The organism is Nonomuraea sp. SYSU D8015 (genome assembly GCF_008065375.1).
GTDB lineage: Bacteria > Actinomycetota > Actinomycetes > Streptosporangiales > Streptosporangiaceae > Nonomuraea.
The window spans coordinates 30,028-53,156 of record NZ_VJYI01000016.1; the positions used below are offsets into that span (position 1 = coordinate 30,028).

Annotated in this window: 17 protein-coding genes; 6 read left to right on the forward strand and 11 right to left on the reverse strand. The window is 72.4% G+C overall.

From position 1 onward, the window contains the following. Positions 1 to 5: 5 nt before the first annotated feature. From ID574_RS43625 to ID574_RS43645, 5 genes are read right to left on the reverse strand one after another with little or no spacing between them, the layout of a single operon-like run. Positions 6 to 317 (reverse strand): AzlD domain-containing protein, encoded by a 312-nt coding sequence (locus ID574_RS43625; protein ID WP_188194934.1) that lies wholly within the window; start codon positions 315 to 317, stop codon positions 6 to 8. Continuing rightward, complete coding sequence (locus tag ID574_RS43630) at positions 314 to 976, reverse strand: AzlC family ABC transporter permease (protein WP_188194935.1); 663 nt, start codon at positions 974 to 976, stop codon at positions 314 to 316. Before ID574_RS43630 ends, ID574_RS43625 begins: the two co-directional genes overlap by 4 nt. Positions 977 to 987: 11 nt before the next feature. Then, the gene (locus tag ID574_RS43635; protein WP_223167686.1) at positions 988 to 1,842 is read right to left on the reverse strand and encodes an AraC family transcriptional regulator; all 855 of its coding nucleotides are present in this window, start codon (positions 1,840 to 1,842) and stop codon (positions 988 to 990) included. Beyond that, positions 1,839 to 3,509, reverse strand: coding sequence for a serine/threonine-protein kinase (locus tag ID574_RS43640; RefSeq protein ID WP_188194936.1), 1,671 nt, complete (start codon positions 3,507 to 3,509; stop codon positions 1,839 to 1,841). The genes ID574_RS43635 and ID574_RS43640 overlap by 4 nt, the downstream gene beginning before the upstream one ends. A 10-nt stretch (positions 3,510 to 3,519) precedes the next feature. Then, on the reverse strand, positions 3,520 to 5,379 hold the full coding sequence (locus ID574_RS43645; RefSeq protein WP_188194937.1) for a serine/threonine-protein kinase: 1,860 nt from the start codon (positions 5,377 to 5,379) through the stop codon (positions 3,520 to 3,522). A gap of 285 nt (positions 5,380 to 5,664) precedes the next feature. Here ID574_RS43645 and ID574_RS62510 point away from each other — a divergent pair, with 285 nt between their 5' ends. Beyond that, on the forward strand, positions 5,665 to 6,516 hold the full coding sequence (locus ID574_RS62510) for a chorismate mutase (RefSeq protein WP_188194938.1): 852 nt from the start codon (positions 5,665 to 5,667) through the stop codon (positions 6,514 to 6,516). A 276-nt stretch (positions 6,517 to 6,792) separates the two neighbouring features. Here ID574_RS62510 and ID574_RS43655 read toward each other — a convergent pair whose 3' ends face one another. Both ID574_RS43655 and ID574_RS43660 read right to left on the reverse strand, forming a co-directional pair. Then, the gene (locus ID574_RS43655) at positions 6,793 to 7,911 is read right to left on the reverse strand and encodes an SGNH/GDSL hydrolase family protein (protein WP_188194939.1); all 1,119 of its coding nucleotides are present in this window, start codon (positions 7,909 to 7,911) and stop codon (positions 6,793 to 6,795) included. Positions 7,912 to 7,916: 5 nt separating this feature from the next. Next, entirely contained in the window at positions 7,917 to 9,278 is a 1,362-nt protein-coding gene (locus ID574_RS43660) for an amino acid permease (RefSeq protein ID WP_188194940.1), read from the reverse strand. Positions 9,279 to 9,446: 168 nt separating this feature from the next. Between ID574_RS43660 and dnaE the strand changes: the two genes are divergently transcribed. Together dnaE and ID574_RS43670 are read left to right on the forward strand one after the other, a co-directional pair. Then, a complete protein-coding gene (dnaE, locus tag ID574_RS43665; RefSeq protein WP_188194941.1) occupies positions 9,447 to 12,974 on the forward strand; it encodes a DNA polymerase III subunit alpha in 3,528 nt (1,175 codons plus the stop codon). A gap of 84 nt (positions 12,975 to 13,058) precedes the next feature. Further along, complete coding sequence (locus ID574_RS43670; protein ID WP_188194942.1) at positions 13,059 to 14,429, forward strand: amidase; 1,371 nt, start codon at positions 13,059 to 13,061, stop codon at positions 14,427 to 14,429. Here the strand turns inward: ID574_RS43670 and ID574_RS43675 are convergent. Continuing rightward, on the reverse strand, positions 14,426 to 14,938 hold the full coding sequence (locus ID574_RS43675) for a hypothetical protein (protein ID WP_223167687.1): 513 nt from the start codon (positions 14,936 to 14,938) through the stop codon (positions 14,426 to 14,428). The genes ID574_RS43670 and ID574_RS43675 overlap by 4 nt on opposite strands. A gap of 63 nt (positions 14,939 to 15,001) precedes the next feature. Between ID574_RS43675 and murA the strand changes: the two genes are divergently transcribed. After that, positions 15,002 to 16,312, forward strand: coding sequence for a UDP-N-acetylglucosamine 1-carboxyvinyltransferase (murA, locus tag ID574_RS43680; RefSeq protein WP_223167688.1), 1,311 nt, complete (start codon positions 15,002 to 15,004; stop codon positions 16,310 to 16,312). Between the two features lie 52 nt (positions 16,313 to 16,364). Further along, positions 16,365 to 18,596: a transglycosylase domain-containing protein gene (locus ID574_RS43685; protein WP_188194944.1), complete on the forward strand. Its 2,232-nt coding sequence runs from the start codon at positions 16,365 to 16,367 to the stop codon at positions 18,594 to 18,596. 86 nt (positions 18,597 to 18,682) lie between these two features. On the opposite strand, the gene ybaK is transcribed toward ID574_RS43685, so the two are convergent. Together ybaK and ID574_RS43695 are read right to left on the reverse strand one after the other, a co-directional pair. Beyond that, positions 18,683 to 19,138 (reverse strand): Cys-tRNA(Pro) deacylase, encoded by a 456-nt coding sequence (ybaK, locus tag ID574_RS43690; protein WP_188195124.1) that lies wholly within the window; start codon positions 19,136 to 19,138, stop codon positions 18,683 to 18,685. Positions 19,139 to 19,219: 81 nt separating this feature from the next. Continuing rightward, positions 19,220 to 19,969 (reverse strand): AraC family transcriptional regulator, encoded by a 750-nt coding sequence (locus ID574_RS43695; protein WP_188194945.1) that lies wholly within the window; start codon positions 19,967 to 19,969, stop codon positions 19,220 to 19,222. 53 nt (positions 19,970 to 20,022) lie between these two features. Between ID574_RS43695 and ID574_RS43700 the strand changes: the two genes are divergently transcribed. Further along, on the forward strand, positions 20,023 to 21,147 hold the full coding sequence (locus ID574_RS43700) for an MFS transporter (RefSeq protein WP_223167689.1): 1,125 nt from the start codon (positions 20,023 to 20,025) through the stop codon (positions 21,145 to 21,147). 535 nt (positions 21,148 to 21,682) lie between these two features. Here the strand turns inward: ID574_RS43700 and ID574_RS43705 are convergent. Further along, positions 21,683 to 23,110: a trypsin-like serine peptidase gene (locus ID574_RS43705; RefSeq protein ID WP_188194946.1), complete on the reverse strand. Its 1,428-nt coding sequence runs from the start codon at positions 23,108 to 23,110 to the stop codon at positions 21,683 to 21,685. Positions 23,111 to 23,129 lie beyond the last annotated feature (19 nt).

Below are 23,129 nucleotides of genomic sequence, written 5' to 3' on the forward strand. Positions count from 1 at the left end.
GACGGCTACCCCAGAAGTATCCGGGCAAGCGCGGTGACGACCGCCGCGGCCGCCAGGACGACGAGGAACGGCGCCCTGAGCAGCAGCGCCACGGCCGCCGCCCCGAGCCCGGCCGTGCGGGCCGGATCGACGTGCAGCCCGCCCTCCTCCGTGAACACCTGCACCGCGATCAGCGCCGCCAGCAGCGCCACCGGCACCAGTTCCGCGAACCTGCGCACGCCCGGATGGTCCAGCACCCTCCGGGGCGCCGCCAGCCCGGCCAGCTTCAGCGCGTAGCAGCCCGCGCAGAGCGCGGCGATGGCCCACCACAACGTCATCGCGCCATCACCACCAGGACCGCAGCGGCGGACAGCAGCACCGGCACGCCGGGCGGCAGGAACGGGGTGGCGCACAGCGCGACCGCGACGGCGACCGCGGCCAGCCGGCGCAGCTCCGGGCCGGACGCCAGCCGCGGCCACAGGATGGCCAGGAACGCGGCCGGGCCCACCGCGTCCAGGCCCAGCACACCCGGGTCGCCCAGGAACGACGTGCCGAACGCGCCCGCCAGCGTGGTGAGGTTCCAGGTGACGTACAGGCTGGCGAACGTGGCGACGAATCCGGCGCGGGCCGCCGCGGGGTCCGGCTGGGCCAGGGAGACGGCCGTGGTCTCGTCGATCACGCCCTGCGCGGCCACCAGCCGGCGCACGCCGCGCACCCGCAGCAGGTCGGCCAGGCGCAGGCCGTACAGCGTGTTGCGGCTGCCGAGCAGCAGCGCGCCCGCGGTGGCGGCCACCAGGTCCCCGCCGGCGCCGACCGCGCCCGTCAGCGCGAACTGCGAGGCCCCCGTGAACGCCAGCAGGCTCAGCACGCAGGCCTGCGGCACGCTCAGGCCCGCGGTGACCGCGGCGGCCCCGAAGGCGACCCCGGACAGCCCCACGGCCAGGCCCATGCCGAGACCGTCCCGCACGGCGGCGGAACGATGTGTTGTCTGATCCATGGGGCGAGAGGCTAGGTGGTGAGGGAACCGCCGGTCTTGTACGTTCCTGCGGCACGCTGGTAGGCGGCGGGCGGCACGCCCACGATGCGGCGGAAATGCCGGGTGAGGTGGGCCTGGTCGGTGAAGCCCACTTCGGCGGCCACCAGCGCCGGCCGCATCCCGGACTCGAGCAGCCGGCGCGCCCGGCCGACCCGCAACGACGTCAGGTACGCGTGCGGTGGCAGACCCGTCGCCTCCTTGAACGCCCGCAGCAGCGGGAACGGCCTCGCCCCCACCGCGTCCGCCAGGTCCTCCAGCGTCGGCGGGTCCAGCAGGCTCGCGTTCAGCAGGTCGAGCGCCTCCCGGACGGCCCGGCGGCCCTCCCGGGGCGGTGCCGTGTCCGGCCGGGGCGTGGCGTGCCGGGCCAGCAGCCGGGCGAACAGCGTGCGGCTCAGCGTCGAGGCGGCCAGCGCGTCGCCCCGCTCGGCCGCCCGGTGCGCGCCGGCCAGCAGCGCCGCCACCGGATCGTCGCGCACGACCTGCTCGGGGAAGTGCGGCGTCCCGAACGGCGCGCCCAGCTCGGCCGCGATCCCCGCCAGGGCGTCGATCGACGGGTAGAGCATGCGGTACGACCACCCGCCCGGCGTGCCCGCCTGACCGGTGTGCACGGCCTCGGGGTTGACCAGCACCAGCTCTCCCGCGGCCGCCCGGTGGGTGGTGCCCCGGTAGTCGAACTCCTCGACGCCGGAGACGATGAGGCCGATGGCGTAGCCGTCGTGGACGTGCCGGGAGAAGCGGTGCGTGACGTACCGGGCCCTGAGCAGGTCCGTCTCCGGCACCGCCGGGTGCCGCCAGAAATGCGCCTGCTCTTTCGCCTCGGGTCTCACAGCGGTTTGAAGGTCTTCGCGAACGTCGTGAAATAGCGCCGGTCCTGGGCCCACCGGGAGTCGAGGGTCTCCCAGTAGAGGGCGTAGGGGCGGCCGTCGGCGGTGCGGAAGCCGCGGTTGATCACGTGGATCAGCTTTCCGTCGCGGACCCTCGTGAACTCCCAGTCGGCGGCCGCGCGGCCGAGGTATTTCGTGGAGGTGATGCCGATCTTGGTGTACTCGCGGAACTCGCCCTTCTGCTGGATCTCCCGTTCCAGGGCGGCCCACTGCTTGGCCGGGTCGACCCAGACCATCTCGGGCACGGTCCACTCCACGATCAGCGTCCCGGGGGTGCCGGGGCCGGAGATGGAGATGCTGTCCCTCTTGGGGTTCTTCTTGGCCTGCCACTCCTTGGGCACGGCGATCGAGAACCGGCCCACCTCGCTCGTGAACGTCCGCCAGCCGGCGGGCACCGTCCGGGCGGGCGTCGTCGCCGAGCTCTTCCCGGCGGTGGGCGAGGCGGTGGGCGAGGAGGTGGGGGACTGCGCGGACCAGCTGTTGTAGAGCATCATCCCGCCCGTGCCCAGGACCGCCAGCGTGGCCAATGCGACGGGCAGCCCGATCCACAGCGCCTTGCGGGACCGCCGCGGACCTTCCGGCACGGTCGGACGCGGCCGGCCGGCCGGAGGCCGCGCGTCGTGCGGTGAATCGGTTGTGGGGTGGGCCTGGTGGGCTCCACCCGCCGTGGGATGCATGGGGCGCGCTCCGGTGGCCGCCGGGTGGGCCGCGGGGGCGGGCGCCGGGGCGGGCGCCGGGGCGGGCGCGGGGGCCAGGCCGTGGGCGAACGGCATGGCGTGCTGAGGAGCCGGCATCGGGTGCCGGGCGGCGGCCGCGACCTCGTACAGCAGCCGGGCGGCCTCCTCGGCGGGCATCCGCGCGCCCGGGTCCCGGCGCAGCAGCCCCGTGATGACCGGCGTCAGCGCGCCGGCCCGCGACGGCGGCTCGGGCCGGTCGCGCAGCACCGCCGCCACCGTCGCCGCCCACGAGTCGCGCCGGAACGGCGGCTGCCCTTCGACGGCCGCGTACAGCGTCGCGCCCAGCGCCCACAGGTCCGACTCCGGCCTGGCCGGCTCGCCGTTGAGCCGCTCGGGCGGCATGTACGCGGGCGTGCCCACCAGCCCGCCGGTCGCCGTGAGCCCCGCCTCGGCCTCCATCGAGGCGATGCCGAAGTCGGTGAGCACGACCCTGCCGTCGTGGGCGAGCAGCACGTTCTCGGGCTTGACGTCGCGGTGCAGCACGCCGGCGGCGTGCGCGGCCCGCAGCGCGTCCAGCACCATGCCGCCGATCATCGCGACCTGCCCGACCGGCAGCGGCCCCTGCTCCTCGACCGCCTGGGCCAGTGAGCGGGACCGGATGAGCTGCATGACGATCCAGGGGCGGCCGTCCTCCTCGACGACGTCGTGCACGACGATCACCGAGGGGTGGTCGAGGCGGCCCGCCGCCCTGGCCTCCCTGATGGTCCTCTTGACGAGTTCGGCCCGCTTGGCGTCGCCGACGCCCGTGTACCGCACCTCCTTGATCGCCACCGTGCGGTCGAGCAGTTCGTCATAGGCCCGCCACACCACGCCCATGCCGCCCTCGCCGAGCGGCTCAATGAGGCGATAGCGGTTACTGACCTGCCTTTCCACGCAGAGCAGCCTACTTGGCCGGTTTGAAGGTCGCGTTGAACCCCTCGAAGAAGTCGTAGTCGTCCTTCCAGTGGCTGTTCAGCGTGTGCCAGTAGATCGCGTACGCCTCCCCGCCGGTGGTGGTGAAGCCCCGGTTGCGCACGCGGGTCAGGCCCGTGTTCGTCTTCCACGTGAAGTCCCAGTCCGCGGCGGCCTTCATGTAGCCCATGAGCTCGTCGTCGTCGAGCTTCTTGATGTCGAGCTTCTCGTAGCCGCCGAAGTTGTGCTTGAGGCTGGGCTCCTGCTTCTTCCAGTCCTTGTACGGGTCCGTGCCGGGCTTCTTGGCCTTGTCGATCATGACGTACGCGTTCGAGGCCGCCCCCGGGCCCTTGAACCTCACCCAGGTGCCGCCGCGTTCCCACACGTCCCAGCCCTTGGGCAGGCCGATGGAGAAGCCCAGTTTCTTGTCCTTGTACATCTTCCAGCCCTTCGGCAGCGGGTCGGCCTCCTTCGTGGGGCTCGGGCTGGGGCTGGTGGTCACGGTCGGGCTCGGGCTGGTGCTCGGCGACGCCGACGGGGAGGCCGACGGTGGCGGGGAGGCGCTCGGCGAGCTGCTCGGCGGGCTGCTCGGAGGGGACGGCGACGGCGTCTCCGGCACGGCGGCGGCCTGCTGCGAGGTGCCGGGGTCCGGCGTGCCGTCGTCGGGGGCCGAGCGCAGGCCGAGGTAGCCGCCCATGCCCGCGACCAGCACGACCGCCACGGCCGCCGCGATGACCGGGCCGGGCCGGCGCTGGTCGGCCCGGCCCGCGTCCATGGTGGACTCGGCCGGCGGCGGCGGGTCCACGGTCGCCGGGGTGAGGCGCGCGCCGGTCTCCGGCACGGCCGGGGCGGGGACGAGGTTCGGGTCGGTCGGCGTGTCGTCCTCGACCGGCACCGGACGCGGCGTGGGCTGGTACGGCGGTTTACGCGGCTTGGGCGCCGCCTTGCGGGGCTCCGGCGTGGTGCGCGCCTTGGGCGTCGTCGCCTCGAGCTCTTGCGCCGCGGGGAACTGCGCCGTCGGCGCCGGGCTCGTCTGCGCGATCGCCCGGCGCAGCAGCCGCTCGGTCTCCTCGTACGTCAGCCGCTGGACCGGCTCCTTCCGCAGCAGCCCGCTGATCACGTCGGTGAGCGGGCCGGCGTTCCGCGCCGGGTCCGGCTCGTCGGTCAGCACGGCGTGCATCGTCGCCAGGGCCATGCCGCGCTCGTGCGGCGAGCGGCCCTCCACCGCCGTGTACAGCGTGGCGCCCAGCGACCACAGGTCCGACTCGCGCCGCGCGGGCAGGCCCTTGAGCCGCTCGGGCGCGATGAACGCCGGCGTGCCCGCCAGCCCCGTCACGGTCAGCTGCGTCTCGGTCTCGAGCGTGGCGATGCCGAAGTCGGTGAGCACGACCCTGCCGTCGTCGGCCAGCAGCACGTTCTCGGGCTTGACGTCGCGGTGCAGCACGCCGGCCTCGTGGGCGCGGTGCAGCGCGTCCAGCACGGCCAGGCCGATCTCGGCCACCCTCTTGGGCGGCAGCGGGCCCTCCTGCTTGATGACGGCGCCCAGCGAGCGCGACTGCACGAGCTGCATGACGATCCAGGGACGATCGTCCTCCTCGATCACGTCGTGCACGACGATCACGTTCGGATGCTCGAATCTGGCCGCCGCCCTCGCCTCGCGCATGGTGCGCCGGTTCAGGAGCTGCACTTCCTCGCCCAAGGCGGCCGCGTACCTGACCTCCTTGACCGCGACCGTGCGGTCGAGGAGCTCGTCATAGGCACGCCAGACGATGCCCATCCCGCCCCTGCCGATGGGTTCCTGCAGCTGGTAGCGGCCGGCGATGCGACGTCCGTCCTGCTTCCGATCCGACATCAACGGCCTCAAACCCTCCTCTAGGCCAAGAAATACTCCCATAGGCCGGGATCAACGGCGACTCGCCGGAAGGACAGTCCGCCATCTGAGAATGACTGTCCAGCAGCTGAGTTGGTTCGGGTAGGGTTCCACCTATGACTTGTCGCTACGCGTTTACCGAGCCGGCTCCGGGAGGGCCGGTCGGCGGCTAGCGACCACCTGGAGTCGGCACAAGGCAGAGACGCCTGTCTCTGCCTTTTTGGTTTTCTGCCGGTTCCAGGAGCCGGCCGGATGGGGAGTCGAGAAATGTCATCGACCTTGGAACGGCACGCGGTGGCCGTCGGGGACCTGCTCGTGGGCGACGGGCCCGCCGTGGTGATCAGCGGCCGGGTGAGCCTGCGGGCGCACGGCGGGCGGGCGGACGCGTACGAACTGCTGCGGGATGGGGCCACGCTGGCCGAGCCGCACTCGGCGGCGGACCTGCCGGCGATCGCCGAGCTGGCCGACGCCGTGGTGGTGGGGGCGTCGTGGACGCGCGACATCCCGCTGGTGCGGGCGGCCGCCGGCCTCGGCCTGCCCGTGGTGGTCGAACGGCGCGCCGGCGCGTCGCTGGAGGAGTGGCTGGGGCTCGCCGACTACTGCGCCGCCGAGGGCGACGGCCGGGTGATCCTCTGCGACGGAGCTCGGAGCGGCCGCCTGGACCTCGGCCTGATGCGCACGGCCCGCCTGACCTCGGACCGCCCGGTCCTGGCCGACGTCTCCGAGGACACCGGCCTGTCCGCGGCCGCCGTGGCCGCCGGCGCCGACGGCCTGATCGTCACCGGCCCGGGCCGCGGGCCGGCGGAGGAGGCCGTGACGCTCGTCGGGGCGCTGCTGCGGCCCGAGTCGCCCGCGACGCTGCCGGAGTGCCGGGAGGCGATCGACCGCGTGGACGCCGCGCTGGCCACCCTCCTCGAACGCCGCGCCGCCCTGGCGGGCATCGTGCAGCGCCTGAAGCCGGTCGGCGGCTTCGCCGGGCGGGACATGGCCCGGGAACGCGCCCTGGTCGCCAGAATGGCCCTGCGCGCGCCATCCCTGGGAGAGGCCCGGCTCGCCCCCATCATGAACGCCGTCATCGAGGCGGGCCTCCACCTGGCGGAGGAACGCGCCGCCCAGTAACGCCCCACCCGGCCGCCCACCGCGCCCGCGATACGGCCCCGCGCCGCCGTGCCGGTCGTCCGGCCCCGCGCCGCCGTGCCGGTCGTCCGGGCCCGCGCCGCCGTGCCGGTTGCGCCGATGCGCGTCGTGCCGGGCCACGCCGCCCTGCACCCACGCCCGGCCGTCCTCACGCCGACGTCGCCGCCGAGGCCGGCCCGCGGTGCGGGTTCGGTGCCGTGACCCACTTTCGGGACCCAGGCGTGCCGGACGCGCCGTTCGTCGCCTCGCCGGGGCCGGTCAGGGGTTGGCCAGTTGGAAGTTGTTCATGGGACGGCCGGGGCCGGCGGCGATCTGCTTGCTGATCAGATCGGCGAAGCGGCGGTAGCCCTCACCCGTCGGGTGGTAGCTGCGGGCGTTGACCCTGAGCTCCTCCATGTCCACGTGCAACCCGTTCAGGTACGGCTCCGGCCGCCCCACCTCATGCCCCGAGAACGCCTCGTACGCGTCCACGTACTCGACGCTCCCCGTCCCCCCGAACGCCGCGATCCCCCGGTCGAACTCGGCCGCCACCGCCCCCACCGTGTCGTTGAGCCGCCGCGTCATGCCGTTGAGCCACCGCTGGTCCTCGACGCCGAGGTTGTCGACGCCCGCCACGGGGTCCTCGGGGAACGGCCGGGGATAGCCGAGCACGATGATGCGGGCAGCGGGCGCGCGCACCCGCAGCTCGCGCAGCACCTTGCGCATGTCGGTCCGCAACCGCTCGATGCGGCGGGTGACGGCGGCCTCCTGGTCGACGCACGCCGACGACCACGGCAGCTTGGCGATGCAGGCGGTCAGCACCTTCGTGAAGCCGGCGTCGTTGCCCCCGATGCTGAGCGTCACCAGGCTCGTGGCCGGCCCCACGCGGGTGATCTGGGGCCGCTGGCCGTATTGGCCGGAGAAGAGCTGGGCGGTGGTGGCGCCGGCGCAGGCGTAGAAGGCGGTGCCGCCGCCGAAGCGGTAGGCCTGGGCGACGAGCGGCACGTAGGAGCCGGTCGAGCGGTGGCAGCGGTCGGCGCCGTCGTTGAGCGGCCGCTGATCGAGATCGTAGACGCCCTCGCCGGAGGAGTAGGAGTCGCCGAGCGCGACGTACGCGCCGCTCTGCGCCACCTGCACCGGCGTCAGGCGGACCAGCTGGGGTAACCGCCCGCTCGGCGCCCGCTCGGGCGCGGGACAGCCCGCGTCGAACACGGCGCAGGTCAGCTTGGGGAGGACGCCGAGAGGCAGGCAGGCGAGGGCGAGCGAGGCGCCGACGGCGGCGGCCGCCGCGATGCGGGCGATCACGAGCCACCTGGGGCGGGCCGCCGGCGGCCGGACGGTCTCCGGTCTCGACGTGTCCAGCGCGGCCTCCCCCCGGTACGGCGACTCCTGCCTCATCGAGGTTAACCCGCGATCTGGGCGTCGCTCGAGACTCTGCGGCGCCTGACCGCCAGCCAGCCCAGGGCGATGCCCGCCACCAGGACCGGGACCAGGAAGAAAGCGACCCGCTGATCGCGGTCGGCGAACGGCATCAGCAGCACCACCAGCGCCAGGAAGCCGAGCGTGAGCCAGTTCGTGTACGGCGAGCCGGGCATCGGGAACTCCGAGCGGTGCCCCGACCGCCGCAGCCGCAGCTGGCAGTGGACCAGCACGCCCCAGGTGGTGATCACACCGAGCGAGGCGACCGCCGTGGCGATGTTGAACGCCCGCTCGGGCAGGAAGTAGAACAGCGCCACCCCCGCCAGGAAGGTGACCGCGGTGAACAGGATGCCGCCGACCGGGACGTGGCGGCCGCTGAGTGCCCCGGCGAAGCGCGGCGCCTCGTGCTTCAAGGCCATCGAGCGCAGGATGCGGCCCGTGGCGTACAGGCCCGAGTTGCAGGACGAGAGCGCCGCCGTGATCACGACGAGGTTCATGGCGTCGGCCGCCCAGGGGACGCCGAGGCCGGAGAAGACGGTCACGAAGGGGGAGACGCCCGCGCGGTAGGCGGTCCACGGCAGCACCATGGCGAGCAGCGCCACCGACCCCACGTAGAAGATCGCGATGCGCCACACCACCCCGTTGATCGCCTTCGGCATGACCTCGTGCGGCCGCGCCGTCTCGCCCGCCGTGATCCCGACCAGCTCGATCGACGCGTACGCGAACACCACCGACTGCAGGCTCATCAGCACCAGCGGCAGGCCGGTGGGGGCGAAGCCGCCGTGCGAGACCAGGTTGTGCGGCCCCGCCCCGCCCACGGAGAAGACCACCAGCACCAGGCCCACCGCCAGGAAGACCGTGATCGCGAGGACCTTGAGCATGGCGAACCAGAACTCCAGCTCGCCGAACAGCCTGACCGACAGCAGGTTGACGGTCAGCACGAAGCCCAGCGCGATCAGCGCCGTCGTCCACTGGGGGAACGCGGGCGCCCAGTAGTGGATGTACGCGGCGATCGCGGTCAGCTCGGCGATGCCGGTGAACGCCCAGTTGACCCAGTACATCCACCCGCTGGCGAACGCCGCCCACGGCCCGATGAACTCGCCCGCGTACTCCACGAACGACCCCGACACCGGCCGGTAGAGCACCAGCTCGCCGAGCGCCCGCATGACGAAGAACGCGGCGAGCCCGGCGGCGGCGTACGAGAGCACCAGGGCGGGGCCCGTGGCGGCCAGCCGGCCCCCGGCGCCCAGGAACAGGCCCACGCCGATCGCCCCGCCGATCGCGATCATCTGGACCTGCCGGTTGCCCAGCGCGTGGGCGTATCCTTCGTCGGTCTGCGTGCGCACCGAGTGTCCCCTTCACTACTTTGTGTGACATCGACGATATCGGCGCTGCTGGCCGCGAGTGTCCCCGGCGCGCCGGTCCGGATGATCGCGCGGTGCGGCCCCGGAATGTCGGTCGGGAGCACTAGAGTCGGAGCACATCTTCACCATCAGACCGGGAGGCGCCGCTCCATGTCGTCCAGCGACTCGTTCGTGCATCTGCATGTGCATACGGAGTACTCCATGCTCGACGGGGCCGCCCGGCTCAAGCAGATGTTCAAACAGGTCGGCGACCTGGGCATGCCGGCGATCGCGATCACCGACCACGGCAACATGCACGGCGCCTACGACTTCTACCGGCAGGCCACCGGCGCCGGCATCAAGCCGATCATCGGCATCGAGGCCTACGTGGCGCCGGAAAACCGCCACAACAAGAAGCCGGTGCTGTGGGGCGAGCCGCACCAGAAGAAGGACGACGTCTCGGCGGGTGGTTACTACACCCACATGACCATCTGGGCGCGCAACAAGACCGGCCTGCACAACCTGATGAAGCTCAGCTCACGCGCCTACACCGAGGGGTTCGTGCGCAAGTGGGCGCGCATGGACGCCGAGATCCTGGCCGAGCACGCCGACGGCCTGATGGCCACGACCGGCTGCCCGTCCGGCGAGGTGCAGACGCGGCTGCGGCTCGGCCAGTACGACGAGGCGCTCAAGGCCGCGGCGAAATTCCAGGAGATCTTCGGCAAGGACAACTTCTACCTGGAGATCATGGACCACGGCCTCGACATCGAGCGCCGCGTCCGCGACGGGCTGACCCGCATCAGCAAGGAGCTGGGCATCCCGCCGCTGGTCACCAACGACTCCCACTACACCTACGAGTCCGACGCCGCCTCCCACGACGCCCTCCTGTGCATCCAGACCGGCAAGCAGCTGTCCGATCCCGACCGGTTCCGCTTCGACGGCACGGGCTACTACATCAAGACCGCCGACGAGATGCGCGCCGTCGACTCCTCCGACCTGTGGGCCGAGGGCTGCCGCAACACGCTGCTGGTCGCCGAGAAGGTCGATCCCGCCGGCTTCTTCGAGTACAAGAACCTGATGCCGACCTTCCCCATCCCCGACGGGATGACGGAAGAGCAATACTTCCGGCAGGAGGTCTGGAAGGGCCTCGAGCGCCGCTTCCCCGAGGGCGTGGACGAGGAGCACCGCGCCTGGGCGGAGAACGAGCTCGGCGTCATCATCCAGATGGGCTTCCCGAGCTACTTCCTCGTGGTCGCCGACTTCATCATGTGGGCCAAGAGCAACGGCATCCGCGTCGGCCCGGGCCGTGGCTCGGCGGCCGGCTCACTGGTGGCGTACGCGCTGGGCATCACCGACCTCGACCCCATCCCGCACGGCCTGATCTTCGAGCGCTTCCTCAACCCCGAGCGCGTGTCCATGCCCGACGTCGACATCGACTTCGACGAGCGCCGGCGCGGCGACGTGATCCGCTACGTGACCGAGAAGTGGGGCGCCGACAAGGTCGCCATGATCGCCACGTTCGGCACCATCAAGGCGAAGGCCGCCATCAAGGACGCCGGTCGCGTCCTGGGCTACCCGTACGCGCTGGGCGACAAGGTCTCCAAGGCCTTCCCGCCCGCCGTCATGGGCAAGGACATCCCGCTGTCGGGCATCTTCGACAAGGACCACCCGCGTTACGCCGAGGCCGGCGAGCTGCGCAAGCTCTACGAGGAAGACGTCGACGTCAAGGCGACGATCGACCTCGGCAAGGGCCTGGAGGGCCTGATCAGGCAGACCGGCGTGCACGCCGCCGGCGTCATCATGTCGGCCGAGGTGCTGACCGACCACATCCCGATCATGCGCCGCGACTCCGACGGCGCGATCATCACGCAGTTCGACTACCCGACCTGCGAGACGCTCGGCCTGCTGAAGATGGACTTCCTGGGCCTGCGCAACCTCACGATCATCGACGACTGCCTCAAGATGATCGAGGCCACCACCGGCGAGAAGATCGACCTGCTGAAGCTGCCGCTGGACGACCGCAAGTCCTACGAGCTGCTGGCCAGGGGCGACACGCTCGGCATCTTCCAGCTCGACGGCGGCGGCATGCGCTCGCTGCTGCGCCTCATGCGCCCCGACAACTTCGAGGACATCTCCGCCGCCCTCGCGCTCTACCGGCCCGGCCCGATGGGCGCCAACTCGCACACCAACTACGCGCTGCGCAAGAACGGCCAGCAGGAGATCACCCCGATCCACCCCGAGCTCGAAGAGCCGCTGAAGGAGATCCTGTCCACGACCCACGGCCTGATCGTCTATCAGGAGCAGGTCATGGCCATCGCGCAGAAGGTCGCCAACTACTCGCTGGGCGGCGCCGACCTGCTGCGGCGCGCGATGGGCAAGAAGAAGAAGGCCGAGCTGGACAAACAGTTCGTGACCTTCGAGCAGGGCATGAAGGACAACGGCTACTCCGACGCGGCCGTCAAGGCGCTGTGGGACATCCTGCTGCCGTTCTCCGACTACGCCTTCAACAAGGCCCACACCGCCGGCTACGGCCTGGTGTCCTACTGGACGGCCTACCTCAAGGCCAACCACCCGGCCGCCTACATGGCCGCGCTGCTGTCCTCGGTCAAGGACGACAAGGACAAGTCGGCCCTCTACCTCAACGAGTGCCGGCGCATGGGCATCAAGGTCTTCCCGCCGGACGTCAACGACTCCGACTTCGACTTCACCCCGCGCGGCACCGACATCCGCTTCGGCCTGTCGGCCATCCGCAACGTCGGCGCCAACGTCGTCGACGGCATCATCGCCGCCCGCAAGGAGAAGGGCCGCTTCGCCGACTTCAAGGACTTCCTGCGCAAGGTGCCGGCGCTCGTCTGCAACAAGCGCGTGATCGAGTCGCTGATCAAGGCGGGCGCCTTCGACTCGCTCGGCCACGTGCGCAAGGGCCTGGTCATGGTGCACGAGCAGGCCGTCGACGCGATCATCGACATCAAGAAGAACGAGGCCATCGGCCAGGACTCGCTGTTCGGGGCGATCGAGGGCGGCGAGGACCAGACGTTCGACGTGCAGGTCCCTCCGGGGGAGTGGGACAAGACGACCCTGCTGCAGTTCGAGCGGGAGATGCTGGGTCTCTACGTCTCCGACCATCCGCTGTTCGGCGTCGAGCACATCCTGGCGGCCGGGGCCGACTGCTCGATCGCCGCCCTCCAGGACGACAGCCGGCCCGACGGGCAGATCGTGACCGTGGGCGGCATCCTGAGCGGGGTGCAGCGCAAGGTCACCAAGAAGGGCGACACCTGGGTGCTGACCCAGCTGGAAGACCTCGAAGGCTCGATCGAGGTGATGATCTTCCCGTCGGCGTACCAGTTGTGCGCGACGATCCTGGCCGAGGACGCGATCGTGTTCGTCAAGGGCCGGATCGACAAGCGGGAGGACGTCGCCAAGATCATCGCCATGGAGGTGACGGCGCCCGACCTGACCCAGGAGGCCGGCGGCCCGCTGCTGGTGAGCCTGCCGCTGACCCGCTGCACACCCCCGGTGGTGAGCCGGCTCAAGGAGATCCTCACCACCCACCCGGGCACCTCGGAGGTCCACCTCCAGGTCCACAACGGCCCCAAGACGACCGTCATGCGCGTGGACGACCGCCTCCGGGTGACCCCGTCCCCGGCGCTGATGGGCGACCTCAAGGAGCTCCTGGGCCCGGCCTGCCTGGGCGCCTGACGGCGACCCTCACCAGGGGCGGTGCGGCGGCCTCGGCAACCCTCGCCGTCGCCCGCCCACGAGCCGTGGGGCAGGATCGCAAGGGTGAGCGAACTGCACTACCTCAGCGCGACCGAGCTGGCGCACCTGATCAGGACGGGGCAGGTGAGCGCCGTCGAGGTCGTCCAGGCGCACCTCGACAGGGTCGAGGAGGTCAACCCGCGCGTCAACGCCATCGTGACGCTGGTCGCCGAGCAGGCCCTGGAGGCGGCCGAGGCCGCGGACGCGCGGGAGCCGGACGGGCCGCTGCACGGCCTGCCCGTCGCGCACAAGGACCTCGTGGACACCGCCGGCATCCGCACCACCTACGGCTCGCCGCTCTTCGCCGGCAACGTCCCGGACCAGGACGACCTGATCGTGCGGCGGCTCCGGGCGGCGGGCGCGATCACCGTGGGCAAGACCAACACGCCCGAGTTCGGCACCGGCTCCCACACCGTCAACGAGGTGTTCGGCGCCACCAGGAACCCCTACGACCTGTCCAGGTCGGCGGGCGGCAGCAGCGGGGGAGCGGCCGCGGCGCTGGCCACCGGCATGGTGCCGCTGGCCGACGGCTCCGACATGGGCGGCTCGCTGCGCAACCCGGCCTCGTTCTGCAACGTCGTGGGCCTGCGCCCCACCCCCGGCCGGGTGCCGGTCGTGTCCGACGTCAACGCCTGGTACACGCTGTCCGTCCTGGGGCCGATGGCGCGGACGGTCGAGGACGTCACGCTGATGTTCGGGGTCATCGCCGGGTTCGACCGCCGCTCCCCGTACGCGATCAAGGAGGTCTTCGCGCCCGAGCCCGAGGAGGGCGTGGCGGGCATGCGGGTGGCGTGGAGCCCGGACCTGGGCGGGCTGCCGGTGGACCCGCGGACGGCCGCGGTCACCGCCACCGCGCCCGCGGTGTTCGAGCGCCTCGGCGCGCGCGTCGAGCAGGTCGAGCTGGACCTGTCCGACGCGGAGGACGCGTTCCGGACCTACCGGGCGTGGAACTACGCGTTGTCCTTCGGCGACCTCGACCGCCTCGGCCCCAACACCGCCTGGAACGTCGAGCAGGGCCGCAAGGTCACCGGGGCCGACCTGGCCCGGGCCGAGCAGGCCCGCAGCCGCCTCTACCAGCGGATGGCCGCGTTCTTCGACACCTACGACGTGCTGATCACGGTGGTGAGCCAGGTGCCGCCGTTCCCGGTCGAGCATCCCCACGTCAAGGAGATCAACGGGCAGGAGCTACCGGATTATCTGGCGTGGATGCGCTCGGCCTACTGGATCAGCGTGCTGCACGCCCCGGCCGCCTCCGTCCCGGCCGGGTTCACGCCGGACGGGCTGCCGGTCGGGGTGCAGATCGTGGGCAGGCCCTTCGAGGACGCCAGGGTCCTGCGCGTGGCCCGCGCGTTCGAGCAGGCGACCCAGCACGGCCTGCGCCGCCCGCCCCTCTAGAGCGGCTCACCGTACGGGTGCCGCAGCGGCGACTCCCGGTAGCCGTGCATGCCTTCGAGCAGGCCGAAGAAGCCCACGGCGACCAGCGGCCAGGACACCAGCACGCCGGAGGCGGTCAGCTTCAGCGCCCCGGGGACGATCTTCACCCCGGGCGCCGCCGCGGCCTCCACCGTGACCGCCCCGATCGTGAACGTCGAGCCCACCCACAACGTCAGCAGCGCGCCCGCGATCCCGCCCGCGCACAACCCGAGCAGCACCGCCAGCATCCACCGCCGGCCGGCGAACCACGCGACCCCGCCGCAGACCAGCCCCAGCCCGCCCGTGATCACCGCGAACCAGCCGTCGGCCGCGATCAGCGCCTGCGTCGACGGGTCGGCCAGCACCGTCCCCTGCTCCGTGACCTGGTACGGAGCACGCGGCGACACCCCGGACCAGAGCAGCCCGGCCGCGATCCCGAGAGTGGCGAGTGCGAGGACAGTTACCGCAAAAGGGCGTACTTCCCTCGTCACGCCACTCCCCCTCATATCTACGTCCGAATCAGCTCGATGGTATCCCCCGGTTAGGCTCGCCTCGTGATTGCAGAAGAGGTCTGGCTGATTGAACCCTCCGGTCCGCTCCGGGGAGACGTCCAGGTACGCGGTTCCAAGAACGGCGTTTCCAAGCACATGGTGGCCGCCATGCTCGGCAACGGCGAGAGCAGCATCCACAACGCGCCCGAGGTGGGCGAGGTCGGCATCACGGCGGCCATGCTGGAGGCGCTCGGCATCCACGTGCGGATCTCCGGCTCGGAGATCACGATCGAGCGCGGGCCGGAGATCGAGCCGCGGGTGCCCGACGCGTTCACCGGGCTCAACCGCATCCCGATCCTCATGCTCGGCCCGTTGCTGCACCTGGCGGGAGAGGCGTTCGTCCCGCTGGTCGGCGGCGACCCCATCGGGCGGCGGCCGGTGAACTTCCACGTGGAGGCCCTGCGCGCGATGGGGGCCGAGGTGGAGGTGGGCGACACCGGCATCTTCGCCAAGGCCGGCCGCCTGCACGGCACCAGGATCGAGCTGCCGTACCCCAGCGTGGGCGCCACCGAGACGATCCTGATGTCGGCGGTGCTGGCCGAGGGCAAGACCGTGCTGAAGAACGCCGCGATGGAGCCCGAGGTCGTGGAACTGGCGCTGTTCCTGCAGCGGATGGGCGCCAGGATCGAGCTGTCCCCCGACCGCAGGATCGTCATCGAGGGCGTCGACCGGCTGCGCGGCGCCTCCACCTGGCTGAACGGCGACCGCATCGAGGCGTTCTCGTACCTGGCGGCGGGCCTGGTCACCGGGGGAGAGGTGCGGGTGCACGGCTGCCCGCAGGACCGCCTGGTCACCGCCATCACCACGCTGGCCAGGATGGGCGCCCAGTTCGACATCAACGACGAGTACCTGTGCGCCACCGCGCCCCCCGAGGGGCTGCGCGCGGCGGCCGTGCAGACCGACACCCACCCCGGGTTCATGACGGACTGGCAGACGCCGCTGATGGTGCTGTTCACGCAGAGCCAGGGCATGTCCGTCCTGCACGAGACGGTCTTCGAGAACCGTCTGGTGTACGTGCCCGCGCTGCAGAAGATGGGCTGCGAGATCGAGGTGTTCGACCAGTGCCTCGGCGGCCCCGCCTGCCGCTACCACGACACCAACGCCCGGCACTCGGCGGTCGTGCGCGGCGTGTCCAGGCTCAAGGGCGCCGACGTGACGCTGCCCGACATCAGGGCCGGGTTCTCGGCCGTGCTGGCGGCGGCGGTGGCCGACGGGCCGTCCACGCTGCGCGGGGTGCACCACATCGAGCGCGGATACCACCAGCCGTTCGAGCAGTTCGCGTCGTTGGGTCTGAACATCCGCAGGCACCAGTAAAAAGGTAGGAAGCGGGCGTTTGCCGGTGATCGTCCGGTTGCAGACCTCCTGAGTGACCGTACTGAGATCCGTCGGCGCGCTCGGGCTGGCGGGGGCGATCGGCGGAGTGCTGGTGGCCGCGGTGGCCGTGCCCGTGGTGAGCGGGGGCGGCCTCGCGGTCAAGAACGTCGCGAACACCTTCGTCGACCTGCCGCCCGCCCCGCGCGAGGAGCCGCTCGCGCAGGTGACCAGGCTGCTGGACAAGGACGGCCGGCCGTTCGCGCAGTTCTACGAGGCCAACAGGACGGCCGTGCCGCTCGGCGCGGTGGCGCCGGTGATGCGCAGGGCGATCGTGGCCATCGAGGACGCCCGCTTCTACGAGCACGGCGGCCTCGACGTCAGGGGCACCTTCCGGGCGCTGCTCGCCAACACCCAGGCGGGCGGGATCAGGCAGGGCGGCTCGTCGCTGACGCAGCAGCTCGTCAAGAACATCCTGGTGGAGAGCGCCCGCACCGACGTCGAACGCGACCGCGCCCGCGCGCCGAACCTCGCCCGCAAGATCACCGAGCTGAGGTACGCGCTGGCGCTCGAACGCAAGTACCGCAAGGACGAGATCCTGGAGCGCTACCTCAACATCGCCTACTTCGGCGCCGGCGCGTACGGCGTGGAGGCCGCGGCCCGGCGCTTCTTCTCCACCTCTGCCGCCCGGCTGACCCTGACGCAGGCGGCCACGCTGGCGGGCGCGGTGCGGATACCGTACGCGACCGACCCCTCGCTCGGGCAGGCGCACCGGGTGCGGCTGAAGGAGCGGCGGGACCTCGTGCTGGACCGCATGGCCGGGCTCAAGCTGATCACGCAGCATCAGGCGGCGAGCGCCAAGCGCGCGCCTCTCGCCCTCAGGCTCAGGCCCGAGCCGGGCGGGTGCGCGCAGAGTTCCTACCCGTTCTACTGTCTGTACGTCCAGCGCGAGCTCCTGTCCAATCCGGTGTTCGGCAACACGGCGGCCGCGCGGCAGTCCAGGATGGCCAGGGGCGGGCTGACGATCAGGACCAGCCTCGACCCGATCGCGCAGGAGGCCGCCGAGCAGGCCATCCGCCGCCACGTGCACCCCGAGGACACCGAGGTGGCCGCCGAGGCCATGGTCGAGCCCGGGACGGGCCGGATCAGGGCGATGGCGGCGAGCAAGCGGTTCGGCCGCAACCCCGGCAACAGGAAGAACGGCCCCAGGACGACCTTCAACCTGGCCGCCGACGTGGCGCACGGCGGCGGGCAGGGCTTCCAGGCCGGATCGACGTTCAAGGTGTTCACCCTGGCCACGGCGTTGAAGCAGGGGTGGAGGTTCGGCGACGGCTTCGAGACGCCGGGGGCGCTGGTGCCCGGCCAGGGCTACCGCGACTGCTCGGGCCGGCCGGTGAACGCCCCGGGCACCCGCATACTCAACGCCAGCGGCGAGGGCGAGGGCGGCCCGCACAGCATCGAGACCGGCACCTGGAAGTCGGTGAACATCTTCTACATGATGCTGGAGCGCAAGGTGGGGCTCTGCAACGTGGTGAAGACCGCCAGGGCGCTCGGCGTCGTCAGGGCCGACGGGAGGCCGCTGCACGAGGTGCCGACGTTCACGCTGGGCGTCAACGAGATGGACCCGGTGACGGTGGCGGCGTCGTTCGCGGCCTTCGCGGCGCGGGGCCGCTACTGCCGTCCGCTGGCCATCGTGGAGATCGTCGGCAGGGACGGGCGGCGCACGCACGTGCCGCCGTCCTGCGTGCAGGGCATCGAGCGGGAGGTCGCGGACGCGGTCAACCACGTGCTGGAGGGCGTGTTCGACAAGGGCACCATGAAGGGCCAGGGGCTCGGCCGGCCCGCCGCGGGCAAGACCGGCACCAACAACGGCTACACCTCGGCCTGGTTCGCCGGATACACCCCGAACCTGGCGGCCGCGGTCAGCGTGGGCGACATCCGCGGCTCGTACCGCTTCCCGCTGCAGGGCGTCCAGATCGGGGACCAGTACTACGGCTCGGTGCAGGGCGCGTCGCTGCCCGGCCCGATCTGGGTGGAGTCGATGCGGCTCGCGCTGCGGGACGTCGAGCCAAAGGGGTTCCACGGGCCGGACATGAGCCGCTTCGGCGGCGGCCACACACCTGGGCTGGAGGAGGCCCTGGCCGAGGAGGAGCGGCGCAAGAAGCGGCGCGGCGACCGGGCCTTCGCCAGGCGGCACCGCATGATCTTCGAGTGGCTGCTCGGCGAGCGCGCGATGGAGCCGCCACTGGAGTGGCCGGTGCCGTACGAGCGGCGGCGGCGCCCGTAGCCGCGGTTCCCGTCCCCACCGCTGGGCACCGCCTCTCGCCCGTACCACGACGGACTGGCACCGAGGCGCGGCTTGCCGGAAGGGCCTCAGCCCGCCTTGCCGATGGGGGCGGTGACGGCCCTGGTCAGGGTGATGAGGTTGTCGGGCGCGGTCTCGATCTGCAGCCCGCGTTTGCCGGCCGAGAAGTAGATCGTCTCGAAGTCGAGCGCCGAGGAGTCGACCACGGTGGGGAGCTGCTTGCGCTGGCCCAGCGGGCTGATGCCGCCCACGACGTATCCGGTCACCCGCTCCACCTTGGCCGCGTCGGCCATCGCGGCCCGCTTGCTGCCGAGCGCGCTCGCCAGCGCCTTGAGGTCGAGCTTGCCCGCCACCGGCACGACCGCCACCGCGAGCCCGCTCTCGACCTCCGCCACCAGCGTCTTGAAGATCCGCTCGTACGGGACGCCGAGCGCGTCCGCGGCCTCCTCGCCATAGGCCTGGGCGGAGGCGTCGTGATCGTAGGGGTGGAGCGTGAACTCGGCCTTGGCCTTGGTCAGGGCCATCGTGGCCGGGGTGCCGCCGCCCGCTTTGCCTTTCGATTTGCTCACGGCCAACGATTGTAGCGAATCTACAATGTAAAGGGCTCAGGTGAAGGCCCGGCCCGGGGTGTACCCGAAGGCCCGCCGGAACACGTCGATGAACGCGCTCGCCGACGCCCACCCGCACCGGTGCGCCACCGCGGTCACCGGGACGCCGTCGGCCAGCAGCAGCAACGCGTGGTGCAGGCGGAGTTGCGTGCGCCACTGCGGGAAGCTCATGCCGAGCTCGCGGCGGCAGAGGCGGGCCAGCGTCCGCTCGCTGGTGCCGGCCGCGGCGGCCAGCCGGGCCAGGGTCCTGCCGTCGGCGGGGTCGCGGTGCAGGATCGCGCAGACGGCCGCCAGCCTGGGATCTTCCGGGGCGGGCAGGTGGAAGGGCTGTTCGGGGGCGCGCCTGAGCCGGTCGAGCAGCACGGCGAGCAGCCGAGCGCGCTCGCCGCCGTCGTCGGGGGTGGCCCCGCCGGCCGTGTCGTCCGTGTAGGCGATGATCAGCTCGCGCAGCAGCGGGCCGACGGCGAGGACGGCGGGCCGGTCGAGGGCGAGGGGGTTGCCGGTGAGGCCGACCAGGCGCAGGTCGGTGTCGCCGTGGGCGCGGTGCTCGTGAACGGTGCCCGCGGGCACCCAGATCGCCCGGTTGGCCGGGGCCACCCAGGTGCCGGCGTTCGTGGTGACGGAGAGGACGCCGCGGCAGGCGTACACGATCTGGTGGGTGTCGTGCCGGTGCGCGTCGATGCCGGCGCCGGGCGCGAGCGGCCGCCGCCCGGTGGGCGCCTCCGGCATGTGGCGGATTTGCGGCATGAATTGGCATTTTATCGGAAGCGAGCCAGGTGGCGGCCGGGAAAGATCGGAGGGTGAACAGGATCCCCATGCTCGCCGCCGGTCACGCCGCCGTCGATCTCTACCAGGGGGCGGTGCCGGCGCTCGTACCGTTCCTGGTGGCCGAACGCGGGTACGGCTACGTGGCCGTCTCGGGCATCGTGCTGGCCGCGACGCTGCTGTCGTCGATCGTGCAACCGGTGTTCGGCGTGCTGACCGACAGGTGGCGGATGCCGTGGCTGATCCCGGTGAGCATGGTGGTGGCCGGGGCGGGGGTGGCGGTCGGCGGGGTGACGGACTCGTACGCGCTGACCTGGCTGGCCGTGGCGCTGTCCGGGCTCGGTGTGGCCGCCTACCACCCGGAGTCGGCGCGGCTGGCGAGGATCGCCAGCGAGGGCAGCCATGTCCGGATGAGCTGGTTCTCGCTGGGCGGGACGCTGGGTTTCGCCTCGGCGCCCGTGCTGGTGACGCCTTTGCTGGCGGTGTGGGGGCTGGGGGCCTCGCCGCTCCTGGTGGTGCCGGCCGTGCTGGGGGCGGTGGTCACGCTTCCGGCGATCCGCGCGCTGGCGGGGGGCGGCCAGGAGGCCAGGGCCGCGGCGCCGGTGCAGGGGCGGGACGACTGGCCGTCGTTCGCCCGGCTGACGCTGGTGATCGTCTTCCGTTCGGTCGTGTACGTCGGCCTGAGCGCGTTCGTGGCCCTGTACATGGGCGGCGGGGCGGCCGGTGCGGTGGCGCTGTTCGTGCTGTTCGCCGGCGGGGCCGCCGGGACCGTGCTGGGCGGCAGGATGGCCGCCCGCTGGGGGCGGGTGCGGACGATGCGTCTGGCCTACGCGGTGGCGATCCCCGCGGTGGCGGGCGTGGCACTGGCGCCCGGCCCGCTCGCGTACGCCTTCGTCGCCGCCTCCTCGATCGCCCTGTACGCCCCGTTCTCCCTGCACGTCACGCTGGGCCAGGACTTCCTGCCGCGCCGGGTGGGCACGGCCGGCGGGGTGACGCTGGGGCTGGCGGTGAGCGTGGGCGGCCTGGCCAGCCCGCTGGTGGGCGCGATCGCGGAGGCCGCCTCGCTCCGGACGGCGCTGGCCTGCCTGATCGCGTTCCCGCTCCTGGCCTGGCTCCTGTCCCGCACCATCAAGGAACCCACCCTCCAGCCCACCCCGTAACCCCCGCCCTCGCACCCACGGAAGCCGCGGCCTGCGCGACTGCCATGGCGCCGCCCTACCTCCGCGCACCCGAAAGCGCGGCCCGGGCCGGCGGCGGGCTCACGGTCGCGTTGGCGGGGGTCCGCGCCCACCAAGCGCGCGGTGCGCCGTGGACGCGCACCCCACGGATCCATGCGCGGATGCGGCCGAGCGCCATGCTCCGGGGGGTGCCGGAGCGCCGTGGCCCGGGCAGGTGCGCCTGAGCGCTGTGGCCGGGGCAGGTGCGCCTGAGCGCCGTGGCGCGTGCCTGCGCCCACGGTGGTCATGGCCCTGGCGAAAGTGCGGCTGATCGCTGTGGCCGCGCGCATGCGAGTGCCTTGGCGCCGCTCTGCCCCTGCGCGCCCGAAAGCCGCGGCGTGCATGGCTGTGCCCCGGGCGGTCGCGGCAGAGCGCCGCGTGCGGCAGAGCGCCGTGGGCGGGCCGAGGGGGGCGCCGCGTCGCCCCCCGCCCGCCACGACAACCCCCGAAGGACCTCAGCCCGCGCGCCCGGGAAAAGTCATCGCCGGGTGAGGACGCGGGCGACGGACGTGTTGTCCTGCTGGGACGGGTCGAGCGCACTGGAGGTCACCTGCGCGGTGACCGGGAGCGACCGCCCGGCGCCCCGGGCGACGTGCACGCGGGCCGAGACCCGCTCCGGCCGGCCGGGGCGGACGGCGCCGATCACGCATGTCGCCTCCCGCTCGGCCCGCTCGCACGCCGCCCCGCGAACCTCACCCAGGCTCGCCCCGTCCGGAATCCGGAGCGTGAGGGGCACCTTGGCGGCCGCCATCAGCCCTCGCATGGCGACAGTGGCGGTGACGGTGGCGGCGCCGCCGCGCCTGACGGGCTTCGCCGGCCCCGAGGCCTCGACGGACAGGGCGTCGTACACGCCGTGCGGGTCGGCCTGCCTGACGATCGCGCCGTAGCTCTCGGCGTCGAGGGCGTTGGCGACGGAGTAGCCGATGGAGTGGTCGTCGTCCGTGCCGGCCGACAGCACACCCACGAGGTCCTGGGTGCCCTCGAGCACCCACGGGCCGCCGCTGTGCCCCTTGAACAGGTGGCAGTTGTACGTCTCCAGCTTCCAAGCCCCGGCCGTCGCGGCCACGCGGGCCGGCTGGGTCCTGGCCACGCACGAGAGCTGGTCCTTGCCGTCGTACGGCTTCCTGCCCAGCACTCCCGGGTAGCCCATGGTGACGATGGTGTGCCTGCCGCTGTGGCTGCGCATCGGGGTGAACGCGCCGACGGCGTCCTGGAGGGTGCCGTTCCTCTTGCCCACTTCGATGAGGGCGATGTCGTAGATCGAATTCCAGTCGCCGCCGCCGAGCCCGGTGTAGCCGTCGGGCTTCCAGGCGCGCCGCCCGCCCCACCGCCCGTACGGCTCCCGCTGCCGTTCGGCGGAGGCCTGCCCGTCGTAGGCGGGCACGAACGCGAAGTTGCTGTGCCAGTGGCCGCTCGCGGCGCCCTGGGGGACGCTGTAGACGCAGTGGGCGGCGGTGACGACGAGCAGCCCGGCGGCTGATCGGACGACGGAGGCGCTGCAGGAGTCGCCGCTGCCGGCCGCGTTGACGAAGAACAGCCGGCCGGTGATCCTGCTGTGCGCGGCGTCCGCGTACGGGCGGCGCACGGGGGCGTATCCGTTGGCGTCCCCGCCCGGGGTCAGCCGCTCGGCCGTGGGCACGGTGCGCCGCTGGGCGGAGGGCGGCCGGCTCGGCAGGGTCGCGGGCAGGTCGGCGGCGTCGGCCTTGGCCTGCTTGCCCCGGGTCCAGTACCGCACGGCCTGGCGGGGTCGCATGAGCGGGGAGGACTCGGCGCCCCAGACCTGGTCGTCTCCGGCGCCTGCGGGCTGTCGCCCCGGGGTGGCGGGCGGTGGCCGGTCGGCCGCGGCGGGCAGCGCGAACGCGACGCCGGCCAGCGCGGTGAGCGTCGTGACCAGAGTTCTCGGCACAGTGTCCCCCCGAACAGAT

Excerpts from the sequence above, each read along its gene's own strand:
- ID574_RS62510 (WP_188194938.1), top strand. The coding sequence starts at position 5,665 with ATGTCATCGACCTTGGAACGGCACGCGGTGGCCGTCGGGGACCTGCTC.
- ID574_RS43695 (WP_188194945.1), bottom strand. The coding sequence starts at position 19,969 with ATGCCGCAAATCCGCCACATGCCGGAGGCGCCCACCGGGCGGCGGCCG.
- ID574_RS43655 (WP_188194939.1), bottom strand. The coding sequence starts at position 7,911 with ATGAGGCAGGAGTCGCCGTACCGGGGGGAGGCCGCGCTGGACACGTCG.
- ID574_RS43645 (WP_188194937.1), bottom strand. The coding sequence starts at position 5,379 with ATGTCGGATCGGAAGCAGGACGGACGTCGCATCGCCGGCCGCTACCAG.
- ID574_RS43625 (WP_188194934.1), bottom strand. The coding sequence starts at position 317 with ATGACGTTGTGGTGGGCCATCGCCGCGCTCTGCGCGGGCTGCTACGCG.
- ID574_RS43630 (WP_188194935.1), bottom strand. The coding sequence starts at position 976 with ATGGATCAGACAACACATCGTTCCGCCGCCGTGCGGGACGGTCTCGGC.
- dnaE (WP_188194941.1), top strand. The coding sequence starts at position 9,447 with ATGTCGTCCAGCGACTCGTTCGTGCATCTGCATGTGCATACGGAGTAC.
- ybaK (WP_188195124.1), bottom strand. The coding sequence starts at position 19,138 with ATGGCCCTGACCAAGGCCAAGGCCGAGTTCACGCTCCACCCCTACGAT.